This window comes from Streptomyces sp. NPDC052064, assembly GCF_055585925.1.
In genome coordinates this window covers 130,125-146,892 of sequence record NZ_JBVJJE010000008.1, presented here as the reverse complement: position 1 = coordinate 146,892, position 16,768 = coordinate 130,125, and the positions used below count along the sequence as shown (strand labels likewise).

At 70.3% G+C, this 16,768-nt stretch carries 20 protein-coding genes; 19 read left to right on the top strand and 1 reads right to left on the bottom strand.

What is annotated here, in order from left to right; genetic code table 11:
- Window positions 1-108: 108 nt before the first annotated feature.
- From proS to ACZ6TU_RS22530, 18 genes are all read left to right on the top strand, one after another.
- Entirely contained in the window at window positions 109-1,524 is a 1,416-nt protein-coding gene (gene proS, locus ACZ6TU_RS22615; protein WP_467676991.1) for a proline--tRNA ligase, read from the top strand.
- A 249-nt stretch (window positions 1,525-1,773) separates the two neighbouring features.
- Entirely contained in the window at window positions 1,774-2,382 is a 609-nt protein-coding gene (locus tag ACZ6TU_RS22610) for a hypothetical protein (protein WP_467676993.1), read from the top strand.
- A 305-nt stretch (window positions 2,383-2,687) separates the two neighbouring features.
- Entirely contained in the window at window positions 2,688-3,107 is a 420-nt protein-coding gene (gene rpsP, locus ACZ6TU_RS22605; protein WP_020270730.1) for a 30S ribosomal protein S16, read from the top strand.
- A 2-nt stretch (window positions 3,108-3,109) separates the two neighbouring features.
- Window positions 3,110-3,349 (top strand): RNA-binding protein, encoded by a 240-nt coding sequence (locus tag ACZ6TU_RS22600; RefSeq protein ID WP_005479813.1) that lies wholly within the window; start codon window positions 3,110-3,112, stop codon window positions 3,347-3,349.
- An 80-nt stretch (window positions 3,350-3,429) separates the two neighbouring features.
- The gene (gene rimM / locus ACZ6TU_RS22595; protein ID WP_467676995.1) at window positions 3,430-3,990 is read left to right on the top strand and encodes a ribosome maturation factor RimM; all 561 of its coding nucleotides are present in this window, start codon (window positions 3,430-3,432) and stop codon (window positions 3,988-3,990) included.
- Complete coding sequence (gene trmD / locus ACZ6TU_RS22590) at window positions 3,990-4,823, top strand: tRNA (guanosine(37)-N1)-methyltransferase TrmD (protein WP_467676997.1); 834 nt, start codon at window positions 3,990-3,992, stop codon at window positions 4,821-4,823. The genes rimM and trmD overlap by 1 nt, the downstream gene beginning before the upstream one ends.
- A gap of 135 nt (window positions 4,824-4,958) precedes the next feature.
- On the top strand, window positions 4,959-5,309 hold the full coding sequence (gene rplS, locus ACZ6TU_RS22585) for a 50S ribosomal protein L19 (protein WP_030852073.1): 351 nt from the start codon (window positions 4,959-4,961) through the stop codon (window positions 5,307-5,309).
- A 45-nt stretch (window positions 5,310-5,354) separates the two neighbouring features.
- Complete coding sequence (gene lepB / locus ACZ6TU_RS22580; protein ID WP_467676999.1) at window positions 5,355-6,080, top strand: signal peptidase I; 726 nt, start codon at window positions 5,355-5,357, stop codon at window positions 6,078-6,080.
- Window positions 6,073-7,164: a signal peptidase I gene (gene lepB / locus ACZ6TU_RS22575; protein WP_467677001.1), complete on the top strand. Its 1,092-nt coding sequence runs from the start codon at window positions 6,073-6,075 to the stop codon at window positions 7,162-7,164. Before lepB (ACZ6TU_RS22580) ends, lepB (ACZ6TU_RS22575) begins: the two co-directional genes overlap by 8 nt.
- A complete protein-coding gene (lepB, locus tag ACZ6TU_RS22570; RefSeq protein WP_467677003.1) occupies window positions 7,052-8,014 on the top strand; it encodes a signal peptidase I in 963 nt (320 codons plus the stop codon). The genes lepB (ACZ6TU_RS22575) and lepB (ACZ6TU_RS22570) overlap by 113 nt, the downstream gene beginning before the upstream one ends.
- 51 nt (window positions 8,015-8,065) lie before the next feature.
- On the top strand, window positions 8,066-8,845 hold the full coding sequence (lepB, locus tag ACZ6TU_RS22565; RefSeq protein WP_467677005.1) for a signal peptidase I: 780 nt from the start codon (window positions 8,066-8,068) through the stop codon (window positions 8,843-8,845).
- Window positions 8,835-9,356: an NUDIX hydrolase gene (locus tag ACZ6TU_RS22560; protein WP_467677007.1), complete on the top strand. Its 522-nt coding sequence runs from the start codon at window positions 8,835-8,837 to the stop codon at window positions 9,354-9,356. Before lepB (ACZ6TU_RS22565) ends, ACZ6TU_RS22560 begins: the two co-directional genes overlap by 11 nt.
- A 56-nt stretch (window positions 9,357-9,412) precedes the next feature.
- Complete coding sequence (locus tag ACZ6TU_RS22555; protein WP_003993268.1) at window positions 9,413-9,721, top strand: DUF2469 domain-containing protein; 309 nt, start codon at window positions 9,413-9,415, stop codon at window positions 9,719-9,721.
- 58 nt (window positions 9,722-9,779) lie between these two features.
- A complete protein-coding gene (locus ACZ6TU_RS22550; protein WP_467677009.1) occupies window positions 9,780-10,181 on the top strand; it encodes a YraN family protein in 402 nt (133 codons plus the stop codon).
- Window positions 10,181-11,806: a YifB family Mg chelatase-like AAA ATPase gene (locus ACZ6TU_RS22545; RefSeq protein WP_467677011.1), complete on the top strand. Its 1,626-nt coding sequence runs from the start codon at window positions 10,181-10,183 to the stop codon at window positions 11,804-11,806. The genes ACZ6TU_RS22550 and ACZ6TU_RS22545 overlap by 1 nt, the downstream gene beginning before the upstream one ends.
- Window positions 11,803-12,963 (top strand): DNA-processing protein DprA, encoded by a 1,161-nt coding sequence (gene dprA, locus ACZ6TU_RS22540; protein WP_467677013.1) that lies wholly within the window; start codon window positions 11,803-11,805, stop codon window positions 12,961-12,963. The genes ACZ6TU_RS22545 and dprA overlap by 4 nt, the downstream gene beginning before the upstream one ends.
- Window positions 12,964-13,235: 272 nt before the next feature.
- Window positions 13,236-14,078, top strand: coding sequence for an RNA polymerase sigma factor WhiG (gene whiG / locus ACZ6TU_RS22535; RefSeq protein ID WP_467677015.1), 843 nt, complete (start codon window positions 13,236-13,238; stop codon window positions 14,076-14,078).
- A 94-nt stretch (window positions 14,079-14,172) separates the two neighbouring features.
- Window positions 14,173-14,730: a TetR/AcrR family transcriptional regulator gene (locus ACZ6TU_RS22530; protein ID WP_467677199.1), complete on the top strand. Its 558-nt coding sequence runs from the start codon at window positions 14,173-14,175 to the stop codon at window positions 14,728-14,730.
- Between the two features lie 167 nt (window positions 14,731-14,897).
- Here ACZ6TU_RS22530 and ACZ6TU_RS22525 read toward each other — a convergent pair whose 3' ends face one another.
- Window positions 14,898-15,419 (bottom strand): peptidoglycan DD-metalloendopeptidase family protein, encoded by a 522-nt coding sequence (locus tag ACZ6TU_RS22525; RefSeq protein WP_469550578.1) that lies wholly within the window; start codon window positions 15,417-15,419, stop codon window positions 14,898-14,900.
- 327 nt (window positions 15,420-15,746) lie between these two features.
- On the opposite strand from ACZ6TU_RS22525, the gene rpsB reads away from it, so the two are divergent.
- A complete protein-coding gene (rpsB, locus tag ACZ6TU_RS22520; protein ID WP_469550574.1) occupies window positions 15,747-16,661 on the top strand; it encodes a 30S ribosomal protein S2 in 915 nt (304 codons plus the stop codon).
- Window positions 16,662-16,768: the final 107 nt, after the last annotated feature.

The following is a 16,768-nucleotide window of genomic DNA, read 5'->3' as shown; positions in this document are numbered from 1 at the left end:
ACTCCCCCCTCGACCTGTCGTCCAGTGGAATGCGGCACGGCATATGAGTTGTCATGTGCCTATGGCGAGATTTCACATTCCGGCAACGCGGGCCCGTACCATCTCGCCATGGCCAAGGCACCCGTTCTCACCCCCCAGGCGGACGATTTCCCGCGCTGGTACCAGGACTTGATCACCAAGGCGGAGCTCGCCGACAACGGTCCGGTGCGCGGCACCATGGTCATCCGACCGTACGGGTACGGGCTGTGGGAGCGGATGCAGGCCGAGATGGACGCCCGCATCAAGGAGACAGGCACTCAGAACGCGTACTTCCCGCTCCTGATCCCGCAGTCGTACCTCACGCGCGAGGCGGACCACGTCGAGGGCTTCGCGCCGGAGCTCGCGGTCGTCACGCACGGCGGCGGCAAGGCTCTCGAAGAGCCCGCCGTGGTCCGGCCCACCTCCGAGATGATCATCAACGACTACTTCTCGAAGTGGGTCCAGAGCTACCGCGATCTGCCGCTGCTCATCAACCAGTGGGCGAATGTCGTGCGCTGGGAGCTGCGGCCCCGCCTCTTCCTGCGGACCACCGAGTTCCTCTGGCAGGAGGGCCACACCGCGCACGCCACGTACGAGGAGGCGCGCGATTTCGCCGCGCACATTCACCGGCAGGTCTACGAGGACTTCATGGCGAACGTCCTCGCGATGGACGTCGTCCCCGGCCGCAAGACCGTCAAGGAGCGGTTCGCCGGCGCCGTCAACACCCTCACGCTCGAAGGCATGATGGGCGACGGCAAGGCCCTCCAGATGGCCACCAGTCATGAACTGGGCCAGAACTTCGCCAAGGCCTTCAATACGCAGTACCTGTCGAAGGACGGCCGGCAGGAGCTGGTCTGGCAGACCTCCTGGGGTTCCACCACCCGCATGATCGGCGCCTTGGTGATGATGCACGGCGACGACAACGGACTGCGCGTCCCGCCGCGACTGGCCCAGATCCAGGCCGTGGTGCTCGCGATCAAGGGCGACGAGGCGGTTCTGGCCAAGGTCCGCGAGCTCGGCGACCGGCTGCGGGCGGCCGGGGTCCGTGTCCACGTCGACGACCGCACCGACACCCCCTTCGGCCGCCGCGCCGTCGACTGGGAGCTCAAGGGCGTGCCGGTCCGGATCGAGATCGGCCCGCGCGACCTGGAGAACGGCACCGCGATGCTGGCCCGCCGCATCCCGGGCGGTAAGGAACCGGTCTCCCCGGACGCCCTGGAGTCGCTGCTGCCCAAGGTTCTCGAAGAAGACCAGGCCCTGCTGCTGAAGCAGTCCCGGGAGCGCCGCGAGTCCCGTACCACCGAGGTCTCGACGATCGACGAGGCCGTCGAGGCCGCGGGCGCCGGCGGCTGGGCGCGCATCCCGTGGGCGGTGCTCGGCGAGGAGGGCGAAGCGAAGCTGGCCGATCACGCGATGACCGTACGGTGTCTGGTCGCCGAGGACGGGTCGGTGCCGGACGCCGACGACGCACCCGGTAACCTCGCGGTCGTCGCACGCGCTTACTGAGTTGGGCGCAAGGCGGCCGAAACGCCTCTTGCGTTCCCGTGCATCCCTGGTGCCCCCGCGCGCGGACATCCGATACGCGCCGGGGCGTACGCGGGGCTACGCACCACCTTGTGGTGAGCTGTGAGACTTCTCCACAGATCAGCGCACCCGCCCTCGTCGGGACGCATCAGAGGCAACTGACGGGTACGTGCAAATTATTTGGGATGCCCGGAATCGGAACACTGGGGCACCCCGGCTCGTTGTCATTACGTGAGCACGACACAGACACCACCTGTTCTCGCCGCAGAGCTGGCACAGGCGTGGGCCGACATTCAGCGGTACCACCCCGAGCTGCCCGACCTTGCCGCGCCAGAATCCCTGATCGGGGAGTCGTCGTCCGCGTGCGGTCACGAGCTCTCCTTCGAGCGACTGCTCCATGAGGCAGTCCATGGCATCGCCGCTGCCCGCGGCGTCCGCGACACGTCCCGTGCCGGCCGCTACCACAACCGCAGATTCCTCGCGATCGCCGAGGAGCTGGGCCTGGACCACCCCGAGGAACCGCACCCCAGCAGCGGCTTCTCCCTGGTCACGCTCACCCCCGAGGCGAAGCGCCGCTATCGCCCGACGGTGGAGCGCCTCCAGCGCGCCCTGAAGGCCCACACGGCCGCGACCTCATCCGACACCTCCCGCACCTTCCGGGGCCCGGCCGCCCGGCACGGCTCCTCCGGCGGCGGCGTCCGCGTCAAGGCGGTCTGCGACTGCGGCCGCAACGTACGCGTCGTGCCGTCGGTCCTCGCCCAGGCGCCGATCGTCTGCGGCGGCTGCGGCAAGCCGTTCCGGATCCCGGACGTCGTGGGAGCGGGAGCTGTGGCGAGCTGACGTCGGCACCGGCATCTCGTGGCTGCCGGTCGAGGCGTCCGTGAACCGCAGGCGGCAACCGCCCACGCGGAGTCGCGCACCCGACGTACCTCACCTCCACGCCGGGTGCCGGCTCGGCGTGCTCGCACGGCGCCCCCTGGCCAAGAGCGACCCGCAGGGTATGGCACAATGGCTAGCTGTACTCGACAGCCGCACAGGACCCCTCTCTCCTCCGGCTGACGCGTCCATCGGGCACTCGGGTACCGCAACCCCACGCGGCCATCTCGCCGTGCCCAACCACGTCAAATCCAGGAGAACCCACTCCCGTGGCAGTCAAGATCAAGCTGAAGCGTCTGGGCAAGATCCGTTCGCCTCACTACCGCATCGTCGTCGCCGACTCCCGTACCCGTCGTGACGGTCGTGCGATCGAGGAGATCGGCAAGTACCACCCGACGTACAACCCGTCGGTGATCGAGGTCGACGCCGAGCGTGTGGCGTACTGGCTCGGTGTCGGCGCCCAGCCGACCGAGCCCGTGATGGCCATCCTCAAGAAGACCGGCGACTGGCAGAAGTTCAAGGGCGAGCCCGCCCCGGCTCCGCTGCTGACGCAGCCCGAGAAGGCCGCGCGCCCGTCGTTCGAGGCTCTCGGCGGTGACGACGAGGGCAAGGGTGAGGCGATCACCCAGAAGAAGAAGGCTGAGAAGAAGGACGAGGCCGCCGCTGAGTCCGCTTCGACCGAGGCCTGAGCATGCTCGAGGAGGCTCTCGAGCACCTCGTGAAGGGCATCGTCGACAACCCTGACGATGTGCAGGTCGCCTCACGCGACCTGCGCCGCGGGCGAGTGCTCGAGGTCCGGGTCCACCCGGACGACCTCGGCAAGGTGATCGGCCGCAACGGCCGCACCGCACGCGCCCTGCGTACCGTCGTGGGCGCCATCGGCGGTCGCGGTGTCCGCGTCGACCTCGTCGACGTGGACCACGTCCGCTGACGCTTATCGCAACCGGCTCGGGCCGGGGAGGGCCTGAGGGCCGTCCCCGGCCCGCAGTCGTATGACAGGAGACTGGACACGTGCAGCTGGTAGTCGCACGGATCGGCCGTGCCCATGGCATCAAGGGCGAGGTCGCCGTCGAGGTACGGACCGACGAGCCGGAACTGAAACTCGCCCCCGGCGCCGTACTCACCACCGATCCCGCCTCCGCGGGACCGCTCACCATCGAGACGGGCCGCGTCCACAGCGGCCGTCTCCTGCTGCGCTTCGAGGGCGTCAGCGACCGCACCGGCGCCGAGGCCCTGCGCAACACCCTCCTGATCGCCGAGATCGACCCGGAGGAGCTGCCCGAGGGCGAGGACGAGTACTACGACCACCAGCTCATCGACCTCGACGTGGTCACCGCGGACGGCACGGAGGTCGGCCGGATCACGGAGATCTCGCACCTGCCCACCCAGGACCTGTTCATCGTGGAGCGTCCGGACGGCAGCGAGGTGATGATCCCCTTCGTCGAGGAGATCGTCGCCGAGATCGACCTCGAGGAGCAGAAGGCCGTCATCACCCCGCCGCCGGGCCTGATCGACGACCGCGCCGAGATCGCCTCCAGCCGGGAAGACGTCTCCAGCCGGGAAGAGTCGTAATGCGCCTCGACGTCGTCACGATCTTCCCCGAGTACCTGGAACCGCTGAACGTCTCCCTCGTCGGCAAGGCACGCGCGCGTGGACAGCTGAACGTGCACGTCCACGACCTGCGCTCATGGACTTACGACCGCCACAACACTGTCGACGACACGCCCTACGGCGGCGGCCCCGGCATGGTCATGAAGACCGGGCCCTGGGGAGAGGCGCTGGACTCCGTCCTGGCCGACGGCTACGAGACCGGCTCCCACACGCCGGCCCTCATCGTGCCCACGCCCAGCGGCCGCCCCTTCACCCAGGAGCTCGCCGTCCACCTCTCCGAGCGCCCCTGGCTGATCTTCACACCGGCCCGCTACGAGGGCATCGACCGCCGGGTCATCGACGAGTACGCGACGCGCATGCCGGTGTACGAGGTGTCCATCGGTGACTACGTCCTGGCCGGCGGCGAGGCGGCCGTCCTCGTCGTCACCGAGGCGGTGGCGCGGCTGCTGCCCGGCGTCCTGGGCAACGCCGAGTCCCACCGGGACGACTCCTTCGCACCCGGCGCCATGGCGAGCCTGCTGGAGGGTCCCGTCTACACCAAGCCGCCCGAATGGCGCGGCCGGGACATCCCCGACGTGCTGCTCAGCGGCCACCACGGGAAGATCGCCCGCTGGCGGCGGGACGAGGCCCTGAAGCGCACCACGGCCCACCGGCCCGACCTCGTCGAGCGGTGCGACCCCAAGGCCTTCGACAAGAAGGACCGCGAGATGCTGTCCATCCTGGGCTGGGAACCGGACCCCGAGGGGGAGCCGTACGGGCGATTTTGGCGCAGGACCGACGGCGTGGAAGAATAGCCAGCTGTTGTGCGTCCGTCCGGCGCGCGCCCCTGCCACAGGGGGAGACGACGCCCGCTCCGACTCGCACAGCCCTGATCCGAAACACCTAGTTTCCGTTGATGACCTGTGGCATCAACGAAGAAAGCAGACGAAATGTCTCACCTGCTCGACACCGTCGACTCCGCGTCGCTGCGCAGCGACGTCCCCGCCTTCCGCCCGGGCGACACGGTCAACGTGCACGTCCGCGTCATCGAGGGCAACCGCTCCCGTGTGCAGCAGTTCAAGGGCGTCGTGATCCGCCGCCAGGGCTCCGGCGTCCGTGAGACCTTCACGGTCCGCAAGGTCTCCTTCTCCGTCGGCGTCGAGCGCACCTTCCCGGTGCACACCCCGATCGTGGAGAAGATCGAGCTGGTCACCAAGGGTGACGTCCGCCGCGCCAAGCTGTACTACCTGCGCGAGCTGCGCGGCAAGGCCGCGAAGATCAAGGAGAAGCGCGAGAACTGAGCGCTCTCCGGGGTTCGCGTCGGGGCCGGATAGCATCTGGCCCCGATGGACACCGAAGCTCAGCCGACGGAGCGCGACCGCTCCTCCCGCCCTTCCGACTCCGAGGACACCTCGGATCCCGGAGGGCCGGAGGAACGGTCGCGTTTCGCGTTGTCGCGTGTCACCGAGTGGGTCCCGGGCGGCTGGATCACTCTGACGCTGCTGGCCTGCCTGCTCTTCCTGCTGCTGCTCAGCACGTTCGTGCTGCGGCCGTTCCAGATCCCCAGCGGATCCATGGAACAGGGATTGAGGATCGGGGACCGGGTTCTCGTAAATAAGTTGGCGTACCGTTTCGGTGCCGAGCCGCAGCGGGGAGACATCGTCGTGTTCGACGGGACCGGTTACTTCGGGCACGCGGACTACATCAAACGCGTTGTCGGCGTGGGGGGAGACCACGTGGTCTGCTGCGACAAGGAGGAGAGGATCCAGGTGAACGGGCGGCCGGTCGACGAGTCGGGCTTCCTGTACCCCGGCGACAGCCCCTCCACGGTTCCCTTCGATGTCGCCGTGCCCGCCGGAACCCTCTTCGTCCTCGGCGACCACCGCGGCGACTCCAGCGACTCCCGCGACCACCTCGGCTCGCCGGGCGGCGGAATGGTCCCGGTCGACGTGGTGATCGGCCGCGCTGACTGGATCGTCTGGCCCTTCGGCCACGCCACCCGGCTGCACCGCCCCGACGCCTACGCGCGCGTGCCCGCGCCCGCCGCCGGAAGGGCGGGCGCCCATGGGTAACCGCGGCAAACCGCGCGGCGTCTCCGCCAGCCCCGCGGACAACCTGCTGCCCACCGGCGCCCGGCGCGCCGCCAGCCCGGCCGGCGGCCGTACGCGCGCCGAGCGGCGCAAGCTCCAGAAGAAGGTCAAGCGGCGCCGCAGGCGGGGTGCCGTCAAGGAAATACCTCTCCTCGTCGGCGTCGCCGTCCTCATAGCTCTCGTGCTGAAGACGTTCCTCGTCCAGGCCTTCGTCATCCCGTCCGGCTCCATGGAGCAGACGATCCAGATCGGCGATCGCGTCCTGGTCGACAAGCTCACCCCGTGGTTCGGCTCCAAGCCGCAGCGCGGGGACGTCGTCGTCTTCAAGGACCCCGGCGGCTGGCTCCAGGACGAGCAGACCACCCTTCCGAAGGACGACCCCGTCGTCATCAAGCAGGTCAAGGAAGGGCTCACCTTCATCGGCCTGCTGCCGTCCGACGACGAGAAGGACCTCATCAAGCGGGTCGTCGGCGTCGGCGGAGACCGCGTCAAGTGCTGCGACGCGCAAGGACGCGTGACCGTCAACGGCATCCCGCTGAACGAGGACTACCTGTACCCCGGCAACGCCCCGTCCGACACGCCGTTCGAGATCACGGTTCCCTCGGGCCGGCTGTGGGTGATGGGCGACCACCGGAACAACTCCGCGGACTCCCGCGCCCACCAGGACACCGACTACGGCGGCACGGTCTCCGAGGAAGAGGTCGTGGGCCGTGCCATGGTCATCGCCTGGCCCTTCGGGCACTGGAGCACCCTGGAGGAACCGAACACCTACGCTTCCGTGTCCGACTCGGCCACCGGGTCGACCGCTGCTCCCGTCCTGTCGCATAGGGTTGCCTCCTACGAATCGAACGGAACGATCCATCTCCCGACCCCTGCGGAACTCCCGCTCGTTATGGGAGTGGTAGGCCTGCGCCGTGTATGGGGCAGGCGGCGGCACAGAGTGAGGAGTTGGCGTGGGGGATGTGGCGGTTGGCGCACGGTCCGGACACGACGGCGAGGAGAACCGCGGACGCCCCGCGGAATCCGCCGTCCCGGCCGCGGACAGCGCCGTGACCTCCGGGAATGACTCCGGGACAGCCGAGGACGACAGGTTGACAGGCGAGTACAGCACAGCCGAGGGCGAGGGGCCGGGTGGTACGGCCCGGACACCGAAGAAGCCACGCTCCTTCTGGAAGGAGCTGCCCATCCTGATCGGCATCGCGCTGGTGCTCGCGCTGCTGATCAAGACCTTCCTGGTGCAGGCGTTCTCCATCCCCTCGGACTCGATGCAGAACACTCTCCAGCAGGGCGATCGTGTCCTGGTCGACAAGCTGACCCCCTGGTTCGGCTCCGAGCCCGAGCGTGGCGAGGTCGTCGTCTTCCACGACCCCGACAACTGGCTGGCGGGCGAGCCGACGGCCGATCCGAACGCCTTGCAGACGTTCCTCAGCTGGATCGGCCTCATGCCGTCCGCGGAGGAGAAGGACCTCATCAAGCGGGTCGTCGGCGTCGGCGGCGACACGGTCGAGTGCAAGGGCACCGGCCCGCTGACGGTCAACGGCAAGGCACTGGACGAGCGGTCGTACGTCTACGCCGGCAACACGCCGTGCAGTGTCGACGACCAGGGCGGTCAATTCAAGGTAAAGGTTCCCGACGGCTACATCTGGGTCATGGGCGACCACCGGCAGAACTCCCGGGACTCCCGTTACAACCAGTCGGACGAGCACCACGGCATGGTCCCGGTGAAGGACGTCGTCGGCCGGGCCATCGTCATCGCCTGGCCGATCAACCGCTGGGACAACCTGCCGGTGCCGGACACCTTCGACCAGGCCGGCCTCAACACCCAGTCGGCCGCGGCCGGCCCGGCGGTGGCGCCGCAGGGGCTGGCGCTGCTGGGCGTGGTGCCGGTGGTGCTGTGGCGCCGCAGGAAGCAGTGATCCCGACGGCGGGCTGACCCCGGTCGGTACCCCCGGGTAGGGTGCGGACCTATGGGTGGCGAGAGTACGACGCACACAGTCCCGCGCAGCGGTGGCACAGGCTCGGGCCCGGTGGGCAGCCGGACCGGACAGCGGTTGTCCGGGCTGGCCGTCGCACTGGGCCTTGTGCTGTTCCTCGGTGGGTTCGCCTGGGGAGCGGTGGTCTACCTGCCGTACACCGTGCCCACCGCTTCGATGACGCCGACGATCGACGCGGGCGACCGGGTGCTGGCGCAGCGCATCGACGGCGCTGACGTGCGCCGCGGCGATGTCGTCGTGTTCAAGGACGCCACCTGGGGCAACGTGCCGATGGTCAAGCGCGTGGTGGCCGTCGGCGGCGACACGGTCTCCTGCTGCCAGGACGGCAAGCTGAAGGTCAACGGCAAGGAGATCGACGAGCCGTACCTGCCCGAGGGCACACCGGCGGAGATCACCGGCTTCCCGACCGTGACCGTCCCGAAGGGGCGCCTGTTCCTGCTCGGTGACGAGCGCGGCAGCTCCATGGACTCAACCGCCCACCTGACCGACGCCGCCAGCGGCACGGTGGCGCGCGGCGCCGTGGACGCGCGCGTGGACGCCGTCGTCTGGCCCACGAACGGCATGCTGGCGCGCCCCACCGGCTTCGAGGCGCTCGGCGCCCTGTCCCCGCCCGGACCGCTGCGGACGATCACCGCCCTGGTGATCGTCGGTGCCGTGCTCGTCCTGGGCGGAGGCGCCTACGGTCCCGTCGCCAAGCGCACGGGCGCGGCCCGGCCCCGGCGGGCGAGCGCGGAGCCCGCAGGTGTCCGCTGAGGCCGTGAGGGGCCAGGACACCTACGAGGGCGGGCTGCGCAAGGTCGCCCGGGTCGTGCTGCTCGACCCGCAGGACCGCATTCTGCTGCTGCACGGGCACGAGCCGGACGATCCGGCCGACGACTGGTGGTTCACCCCCGGCGGCGGTGTGGAGGGCGAGGAGACCCGTGAAGAGGCCGCTCTGCGGGAACTCGCCGAGGAGACGGGCATCACCGAGGTCGAGCTCGGCCCGGTGTTGTGGCGGCGGATGTGCTCCTTCCCGTTCGCGGGCCGCCGCTGGGACCAGGACGAGTGGTACTACCTGGCTCGTACGGACCGTACGGCGATCGAGGCCGTGGGGCTGACCGAGCTGGAGCGGCGCAGTGTCGCCGGAGCGCGCTGGTGGACGTGCCCGGAACTTTGCCGGGCACATGAGACGGTGTATCCGACCAGACTCGCCGGGCTGCTGCGCACGCTGCTCGACGAAGGTCCCCCCGCCAGGCCCGTGATCCTTGACCCGGAAATCGTTTAGGGGCACACGGGACTGACGCACAATGGTGGGATCGCACGGCTGAAGGGGAACATGCCATGAGCGCCGAGGACCTCGAGAAGTACGAGACCGAGATGGAGCTGAAGCTCTACCGGGAGTACCGCGATGTCGTCGGTCTGTTCAAATACGTGATCGAGACCGAGCGGCGTTTCTACCTGACCAACGACTACGAGATGCAGGTGCACTCGGTCCAGGGTGAGGTGTTCTTCGAGGTGTCCATGGCGGATGCCTGGGTGTGGGACATGTACCGGCCGGCGCGGTTCGTGAAGCAGGTCCGGGTCCTCACGTTCAAGGACGTGAACATCGAGGAGCTGAACAAGAGCGATCTCGAGCTGCCGAGTGGGTGACGGAGTTATCCACAACCGCTGAGTCGTCCACCAAGATCCACTTCGTGGGGACGGCTGCGTGATCGTTGGCGCCGGAGGTGGTGCCGACATGAACGCACATCGGGCACGCAGTGCAATGGGCAAGTACGGGGAGCGCCTGGCCGCACGGCGGCTGGCCGAGACCGGTCTGACGGTCCTGGAGCGCAACTGGCGCTCCGGCCGGACCGGTGAGATCGACATCGTGGCCAGGGACGGGGACGTCCTGGTCGTCTGCGAGGTGAAGACCCGCAGGCAGGGGCCCTTCGAGCATCCGATGGCCGCCGTGACCCCGCGGAAGGCGGAGCGGCTGCGGGATCTCGCCGAGCGGTGGATCCAGACGCACGGGGGCGCACCGCCCGGCGGGGTCCGCATCGACGTGGTCGGGGTGCTGCTGCCGGCGCGTGGCGCGGCCGTAGTCGAGCACGTGCGGGGGGTGGCCTGATGGCATTCGCCCGTACGTGTTCGGTGGCGCTCGTGGGTGTCGAGGGCGTGGTCGTCGAGGTCCAGGCCGACCTGGAGCCGGGTGTCGCGGCGTTCACGCTGGTGGGACTGCCCGACAAGAGCCTGACGGAGAGCCGGGACCGGGTGCGGGCCGCGGTCGTCAACTCGGGCGCGGCCTGGCCCCAGAAGAAACTCACGGTCGGCCTGAGCCCGGCCTCCGTCCCCAAGAGCGGCAGCGGCTTCGACCTGGCCGTCGCAGCGGCGGTCCTCGGCGCGGCGGAACGCATCGACCCCCGGGTCCTCGCCGACATCGTGATGATCGGGGAACTGGGGCTGGACGGGCGGGTGCGGCCGGTGCGGGGGGTGCTGCCGGCCGTGCTGGCGGCGGCGGATGCCGGGTATGAGCAGGTGGTGGTGCCGGAATGTGCCGCCGCCGAGGCGTCCCTGGTGCCCGGGGTCTCCGTACTGGGCGTCCGGAGCCTGCGCCAGCTGATCGCCGTGCTGGCCGACGAACCCGTGCCCGATGAGGATCCGGACGAGCAGGGCCGCCCGGACCCGCTCCTCGCCGGCCTGCGCATGCCGGGCACGGGCGCTGCCACGGGCATGCACAGCGTCGGTGCGGCCCAGCACGAGCCGGGCCACGACCTGGCCGACGTCGTCGGGCAGATCTCGGCGCGCACGGCGGTGGAGGTGGCCGCGGCGGGCGGACACCACCTGTTCCTGGAAGGGCCTCCCGGCGCCGGCAAGACGATGCTCGCGGAGCGGCTGCCCGCCATCCTGCCCCGGCTCGGCCGGCAGGAGTCACTGGAGGTCACCGCGGTGCACTCGGTGGCGGGCCTGCTGCCCCCGGGCAAGCCCCTGATCGACGTCGCCCCCTACTGCGCCCCGCACCATTCGGCGACCATGCAGGCGCTCGTCGGTGGCGGCCCGGGCATCGCGCGGCCCGGCGCGGTGTCCCTGTCGCACCGGGGAGTCCTCTTCCTGGACGAGACGCCCGAATTCAACAGCCAGGCCCTGGACGCCCTGCGCCAGCCGCTGGAGGCAGGGCATGTCGTCATCGCGCGCAGTGCGGGAGTGGTCCGCTTCCCGGCGAAGTTCCTGATGGTGCTCGCGGCCAACCCCTGCCCCTGCGGCCGGTTCTCGCAGCGGGACGACCTGTGCGAGTGCCCGCCCTCGGCCGTCCGCCGCTACCAGACCAGGCTCTCCGGCCCGCTGCTCGACCGGGTCGACCTGCGCGTCGAGGTGGACCGCGTCACCCGCACCGAGCTGACCTCCTCCGGCGCGCGGGGCGAGTCCACCGCGACGGTCGCCGAGCGGGTACTGGCGGCCCGGGAGCGGGCCATGGAGCGCCTCGCCGGCACTCCGTGGCGCACGAACAGCGAGGTACCCGGCCGCGAGCTGCGCAGCCGTTGGTACGCCGCGTCCGGGGCGATGGACGAGGCGGAGCGGAACCTGGAGCGGGGCGTCCTGACCGCCCGCGGCCTCGATCGCGTCCTGCGCGTGGCCTGGACCGTCGCCGATCTCGTCGGCCACGACCGGCCCGACGCGACGGACGTCGCCCTCGCGCTCCAGTTGCGCACCGGTGTCCCGAGGGGTGTCCCCATGGCCATCGGAGCGCTGACGTGAGCGTCGCCGACGAGCCGGACGAGGAACTGCTCGCCCGGGTCCTTCTCACCCGTGTCATCGAGCCGGGTGACGAGGTCGGTGGGCGATGGGTGCGCGAGCTCGGGGTGCGGGACCTGACCCGGCGGCTGGTGGAGGGTGGACGGCCCCTGGCCGGAGTGAGCGGGAAGCGGTGGCAGGGCCTGCTGGCCAGGGCCGAGACGGCTCGGCCACGTGTGGACCTCGCCGTCGCCCGGGAGGCCGGGGTGCGGTTCGTCGCCCCCGGGGACGCGGAGTGGCCGGGGCAGCTCGACGATCTCGGGGATGCCCGGCCGCTGGGGCTGTGGGTGCGTGGGCGGGCCAGTCTGCGTATGTGGGCGCTGAGGTCGGTGGCCGTCGTCGGCGCCCGCGCCTGCACCGAGTACGGGGCGCACATGGCGGCCGGTCTCGCCGCCGGCCTCGCCGAGCAGGGCTGGGTCGTGGTGTCCGGCGGCGCCTACGGAGTCGACGGCGCCGCCCACCGCGGCGCCCTCGGAGCGGGCGGCGCCACCGTGGCCGTACTCGCCTGCGGCGTCGACCGCCCCTACCCGCGCGGACACACCCAGCTGATCAGCAGAATCGCCGAACAGGGACTGGTCATCGGCGAGTTGCCACCCGGTGATCACCCGACGCCGAGCCGGTTCATCCTGCGGAACCGGGTGATCGCGGCACTCACCCGCGGCACCGTGGTCGTCGAGGCCGCCCACCGCAGCGGCTCCCTGGTCACGGCACGGGCGGCCCAGCGCCTGGGCCGGCACACCATGGGCGTACCGGGCCCGGCCACCAGCGGCCTGTCCGCCGGGGTGCACGAGCTGCTGCGCGGGGAGGCGGCCCTGGTCACCGACGCCGCGGACGTCGTCGAACTGGTCGGTGACATCGGACAGCTGGCCCCCGACCGCCGCGGCCCCGTCCTGCCCCGGGACCTGCTGGAACCGGCCAGCCGACAGGTGCTCGCCGCGCTGCCGGGTGGGCGGGCGGCCCGGCCGGACGAGATCGCGCGCCGCGCACAGACCGCACAGGACGACGCGATCGCGAGACTGTACGAACTCCGAGCACTCGGTTACGTCGAACGACACGGCGACGGCTGGAAGTTGACACGCCAGGCGATGATGTCGGTCCGCGGCGGTCCCGGACCATGCTGACCGCGCCTGTTCGGCCGTCCGGGGGAACCCCGACATCCCTTGGAAATTCCCCCAGTTGGGGTGCTCCGGTGATCACACCGAGCGGGCTCGCCGACCCCGTGGGACGCCATTCGGAACGTATCTGCGCCCTCCTTGACCTCCGTCCTTCGCGCACCGCGACACCGCAGTCACGCTACGCTCACGAGGGTCCCCGATACGGACCGGCAACTCGACATCAGACAGACAGCCCATCCCACCAGTACACTCCGCAGCAGAACGGCACAAGGCGACGAATGCCCCAGCACACCTCCGGGTCCGACCGGGCGGCGATCCCCCCAGCCGCCCGTGACGGTGGCAGCGTGCGGCCGCCCGCTCCCTCGACGCTCGACGAGCTGTGGCGGTCGTACAAGGCGACGGGGGACGAGCGGCTGCGGGAGCAGCTGATCCTGCACTACTCGCCGCTCGTGAAGTACGTCGCCGGCCGGGTCAGCGTGGGCCTGCCGTCCAACGTCGAGCAGGCGGACTTCGTCTCGTCCGGGGTGTTCGGGCTGATCGACGCGATCGAGAAGTTCGACATCGACCGCGAGATCAAGTTCGAGACGTACGCGATCACCCGGATCCGGGGCGCGATGATCGACGAGCTGCGGGCCCTGGACTGGATCCCTCGGTCGGTGCGGCAGAAGGCGCGCAACGTGGAGCGCGCGTACGCCACGCTGGAGGCGCGGCTGCGGCGGACGCCGACGGAGGGCGAGGTGGCCGCCGAGATGGGCATCGAGGTGGAGGAACTCCACGCGGTGTTCAGTCAGCTGTCGCTGGCCAACGTGGTGGCCCTGGAAGAGCTGCTGCACGGCGGAGCCGAGGGCGGCGACGGGCTGAGCGTCATGGACACGCTGGAGGACACCGCCGCCGACAACCCTGTGGAGGTCGCCGAGGACCGGGAACTCCGCAGGTTCCTCGCGCGGGCGATCAACACGCTGCCCGAGCGGGAGAAGACCGTGGTCACGCTGTACTACTACGAAGGGCTCACCCTGGCCGAGATCGGGAACGTGCTGGGTGTGACCGAGAGCCGGGTCAGCCAGATCCACACCAAGTCGGTGCTCCAGCTGAGAGCGAAACTGGCGAGCTTCGGCCGCTGACCTGGCCGGAAGACGACGGGGCGACGGGAGCCTCTCCCGCCGGGCCTGGCGCGTCCGTAGAGTGGTTGACGTGCCAAGGATTCGAGCGGCCTCCGTGGCCGAGCACCGGTCGATGCAGCGAGCCGCCCTGCTGGACGCGGCTCGTTCCTTGTTGTCCGAGGGTGGTACGGAGGCGCTGACCTTCCCGGCCCTCGCCGAGCGGACGGGACTCGCGCGGTCGTCCGTCTACGAGTACTTCCGGTCACGGGCGGCCGTGGTCGAGCAACTGTGCGAGGTCGACTTTCCCGTCTGGGCGGCGGACGTGTCGGCGGCGATGGAGCGGGCCGGGACGGCCGAGGCCAAGGTCGAGGCGTATGTGCGACAGCAGCTGGAGCTGGTGGGGGACCGGCGGCATCGGGCCGTGGTGGCGATCTCGGCGAGTGAGCTGGACGCCGGGGCTCGCGAGAAGATCCGGGCGGCGCATGGTGGGCTGGTCGCGATGATCGTCGAAGCGCTGGGTGAGATGGGGCATGAGCAGCCTCGGCTGGCGGCGATGTTGTTGCAGGGGGTCGTCGACGCGGCGGTGCGGCGGATTGAGCTGGGAGCTGCGGAGGAGCCGGGCGTTGTCGTGGAGGCGGCGGTGAGTATGGCCCTGCGGGGGGTGCGGGGCTGAGCGGCGTTGGTGCTGGGGGTGGGTGCGCAGCCCGGCGTAGCGGGGTGCGGGGTGCCTCCCCCAAGCTCTTCGAGCAGGGGGTACCCCAGCGCTCACCTTCCCCCCAAGCCCGGCTTCGCTCGAGCAGGGGCCCCATCGCCCCAGCGGCACGACTGCCGGCAGCTGGGTCAATAGACCGGCAACAGCCTCGACGGGCCCCTGCGCAGGAGCCACGGGGGCAGTAGAGACAGCGGGTTCAGGTACGTCTCGTCCCGCAGCAGGCCCCAGTGCACGCACGTAATCCTGCAGTGTGAGCCTGTCGCGTCCACCGTGCCGATCACCTCGCCCGGTTCGACCTCCTCGTCCTCCTCCACCGTCGCTGTCACCGGCTCGTAGGTCGTGCGCAGGGGTGGGTCGCCCGTTCCTGTGAGTTCCACCGAGATCACTCCCCTTCCGGCCACCCGGCCCGCGAAGGACACCCGGCCCGCCGCCACCGCACGTACAGGCGTCCCCGGCGCCGCCGTCAGGTCCACGCCGCGGTGGCCCGGGCCGTAGGCCGTCGCCGGGGGTTCCCAGCCGCGCAGGATCTGGGGGCGTAATCCCACGGGCCAGGCGCGTCCGAGCGTCGGGACGGTGGCGTCGGGGACGGGCAGGGCGGCGCCCGCCGCGAACAGGGGCGGCGGAGGGGCCAGCAGGACGGCCGTCGTCATGACCAGCACCAGGACCAGGCGCGTACAAACAGGTACACATCGCTTCGCTCGCATACGGAAAGCGTCCCGGACCGCTGTCCGTCACCGGCCGTGACTGTGGACCGCCGTCCGGTTGTGGACAACGGCGTCACCCGGTGCCCCGCGGGTCCCGTACACTTCTGGTGGCGATCCGGGTCACCGGGTCGACTTCGCACGCCCCGATACGCACCCCGGCAACGGGTTGTATCAGCGCCCCTCGGTCCCTCGTGGCACGGCGCGCAGTGGGCGTCAGGCGCGGAAGCCGTCCGGCATCCGCGGCACAACCGAGAAGCACAAGGAGATACGGCCATGGCCGTCGTCACGATGCGGGAGCTGCTGGAGAGCGGCGTCCACTTCGGTCACCAGACCCGTCGTTGGAACCCGAAGATGAAGCGCTTCATCTTCACGGAGCGCAACGGCATCTACATCATCGACCTGCTCCAGTCGCTGTCGTACATCGACCGCGCCTACGAGTTCGTCAAGGAGACCGTCGCCCACGGCGGCACGGTCATGTTCGTCGGCACGAAGAAGCAGGCGCAGGAGGCCATCGCCGAGCAGGCCACCCGCGTCGGCATGCCCTACGTCAACCAGCGCTGGCTGGGCGGCATGCTCACCAACTTCTCGACCGTCTACAAGCGTCTGCAGCGCCTCAAGGAGCTTGAGCAGATCGACTTCGAGGACGTCGCCGCGTCCGGTCTGACCAAGAAGGAGCTTCTCGTGCTCTCGCGCGAGAAGGCCAAGCTGGAGAAGACCCTCGGCGGTATCCGCGAGATGCAGAAGGTGCCCAGCGCCGTCTGGATCGTGGACACCAAGAAGGAGCACATCGCCGTTGGTGAGGCCCGGAAGCTGAACATTCCGGTCGTCGCGATCCTCGACACCAACTGCGACCCCGACGAGGTCGACTACAAGATCCCGGGCAACGACGACGCGATCCGCTCCGTCACGCTGCTCACCCGTGTGATCGCGGACGCGGTCGCCGAGGGCCTCATCTCCCGCTCCGGTGTCGCCACCGAGGGCAAGGGCGAGAAGGCCGCGGGCGAGCCGCTGGCCGAGTGGGAGCGCGACCTGCTCGAGGGCGAGAAGAAGGCCGACGAGGCTGCCCCCGCCGCCGAGGCCGCTCCGGCCGCCGAGGCTGCTCCGGCCGCTGAGGCCGCTCCGGCCGCCGAGGCCGAGGCTGAGAAGCCGGCCGAGGGTGAGAAGCCGGCCGAGGCCGAGCAGGCCTGACCCGTCAGTCCGAGTTGACGGCGGGAGCGGCACCGCATCCACCAGCGCCTCCGGCGCGGTGAAGTCCGCTCCCGCCGTTCACCCGTAGGTCAGCGGACGGACAGCGC

Excerpts from the sequence above, each read along its gene's own strand:
- lepB (WP_467677001.1), top strand. The coding sequence starts at position 6,073 with ATGGGTAACCGCGGCAAACCGCGCGGCGTCTCCGCCAGCCCCGCGGAC.
- rplS (WP_030852073.1), top strand. The coding sequence starts at position 4,959 with ATGTCTCACCTGCTCGACACCGTCGACTCCGCGTCGCTGCGCAGCGAC.
- rpsB (WP_469550574.1), top strand. The coding sequence starts at position 15,747 with ATGGCCGTCGTCACGATGCGGGAGCTGCTGGAGAGCGGCGTCCACTTC.
- lepB (WP_467677005.1), top strand. The coding sequence starts at position 8,066 with ATGGGTGGCGAGAGTACGACGCACACAGTCCCGCGCAGCGGTGGCACA.
- ACZ6TU_RS22525 (WP_469550578.1), bottom strand. The coding sequence starts at position 15,419 with ATGACGACGGCCGTCCTGCTGGCCCCTCCGCCGCCCCTGTTCGCGGCG.
- ACZ6TU_RS22545 (WP_467677011.1), top strand. The coding sequence starts at position 10,181 with ATGGCATTCGCCCGTACGTGTTCGGTGGCGCTCGTGGGTGTCGAGGGC.
- proS (WP_467676991.1), top strand. The coding sequence starts at position 109 with ATGGCCAAGGCACCCGTTCTCACCCCCCAGGCGGACGATTTCCCGCGC.
- whiG (WP_467677015.1), top strand. The coding sequence starts at position 13,236 with ATGCCCCAGCACACCTCCGGGTCCGACCGGGCGGCGATCCCCCCAGCC.
- trmD (WP_467676997.1), top strand. The coding sequence starts at position 3,990 with ATGCGCCTCGACGTCGTCACGATCTTCCCCGAGTACCTGGAACCGCTG.
- ACZ6TU_RS22600 (WP_005479813.1), top strand. The coding sequence starts at position 3,110 with ATGCTCGAGGAGGCTCTCGAGCACCTCGTGAAGGGCATCGTCGACAAC.
- ACZ6TU_RS22555 (WP_003993268.1), top strand. The coding sequence starts at position 9,413 with ATGAGCGCCGAGGACCTCGAGAAGTACGAGACCGAGATGGAGCTGAAG.
- lepB (WP_467676999.1), top strand. The coding sequence starts at position 5,355 with ATGGACACCGAAGCTCAGCCGACGGAGCGCGACCGCTCCTCCCGCCCT.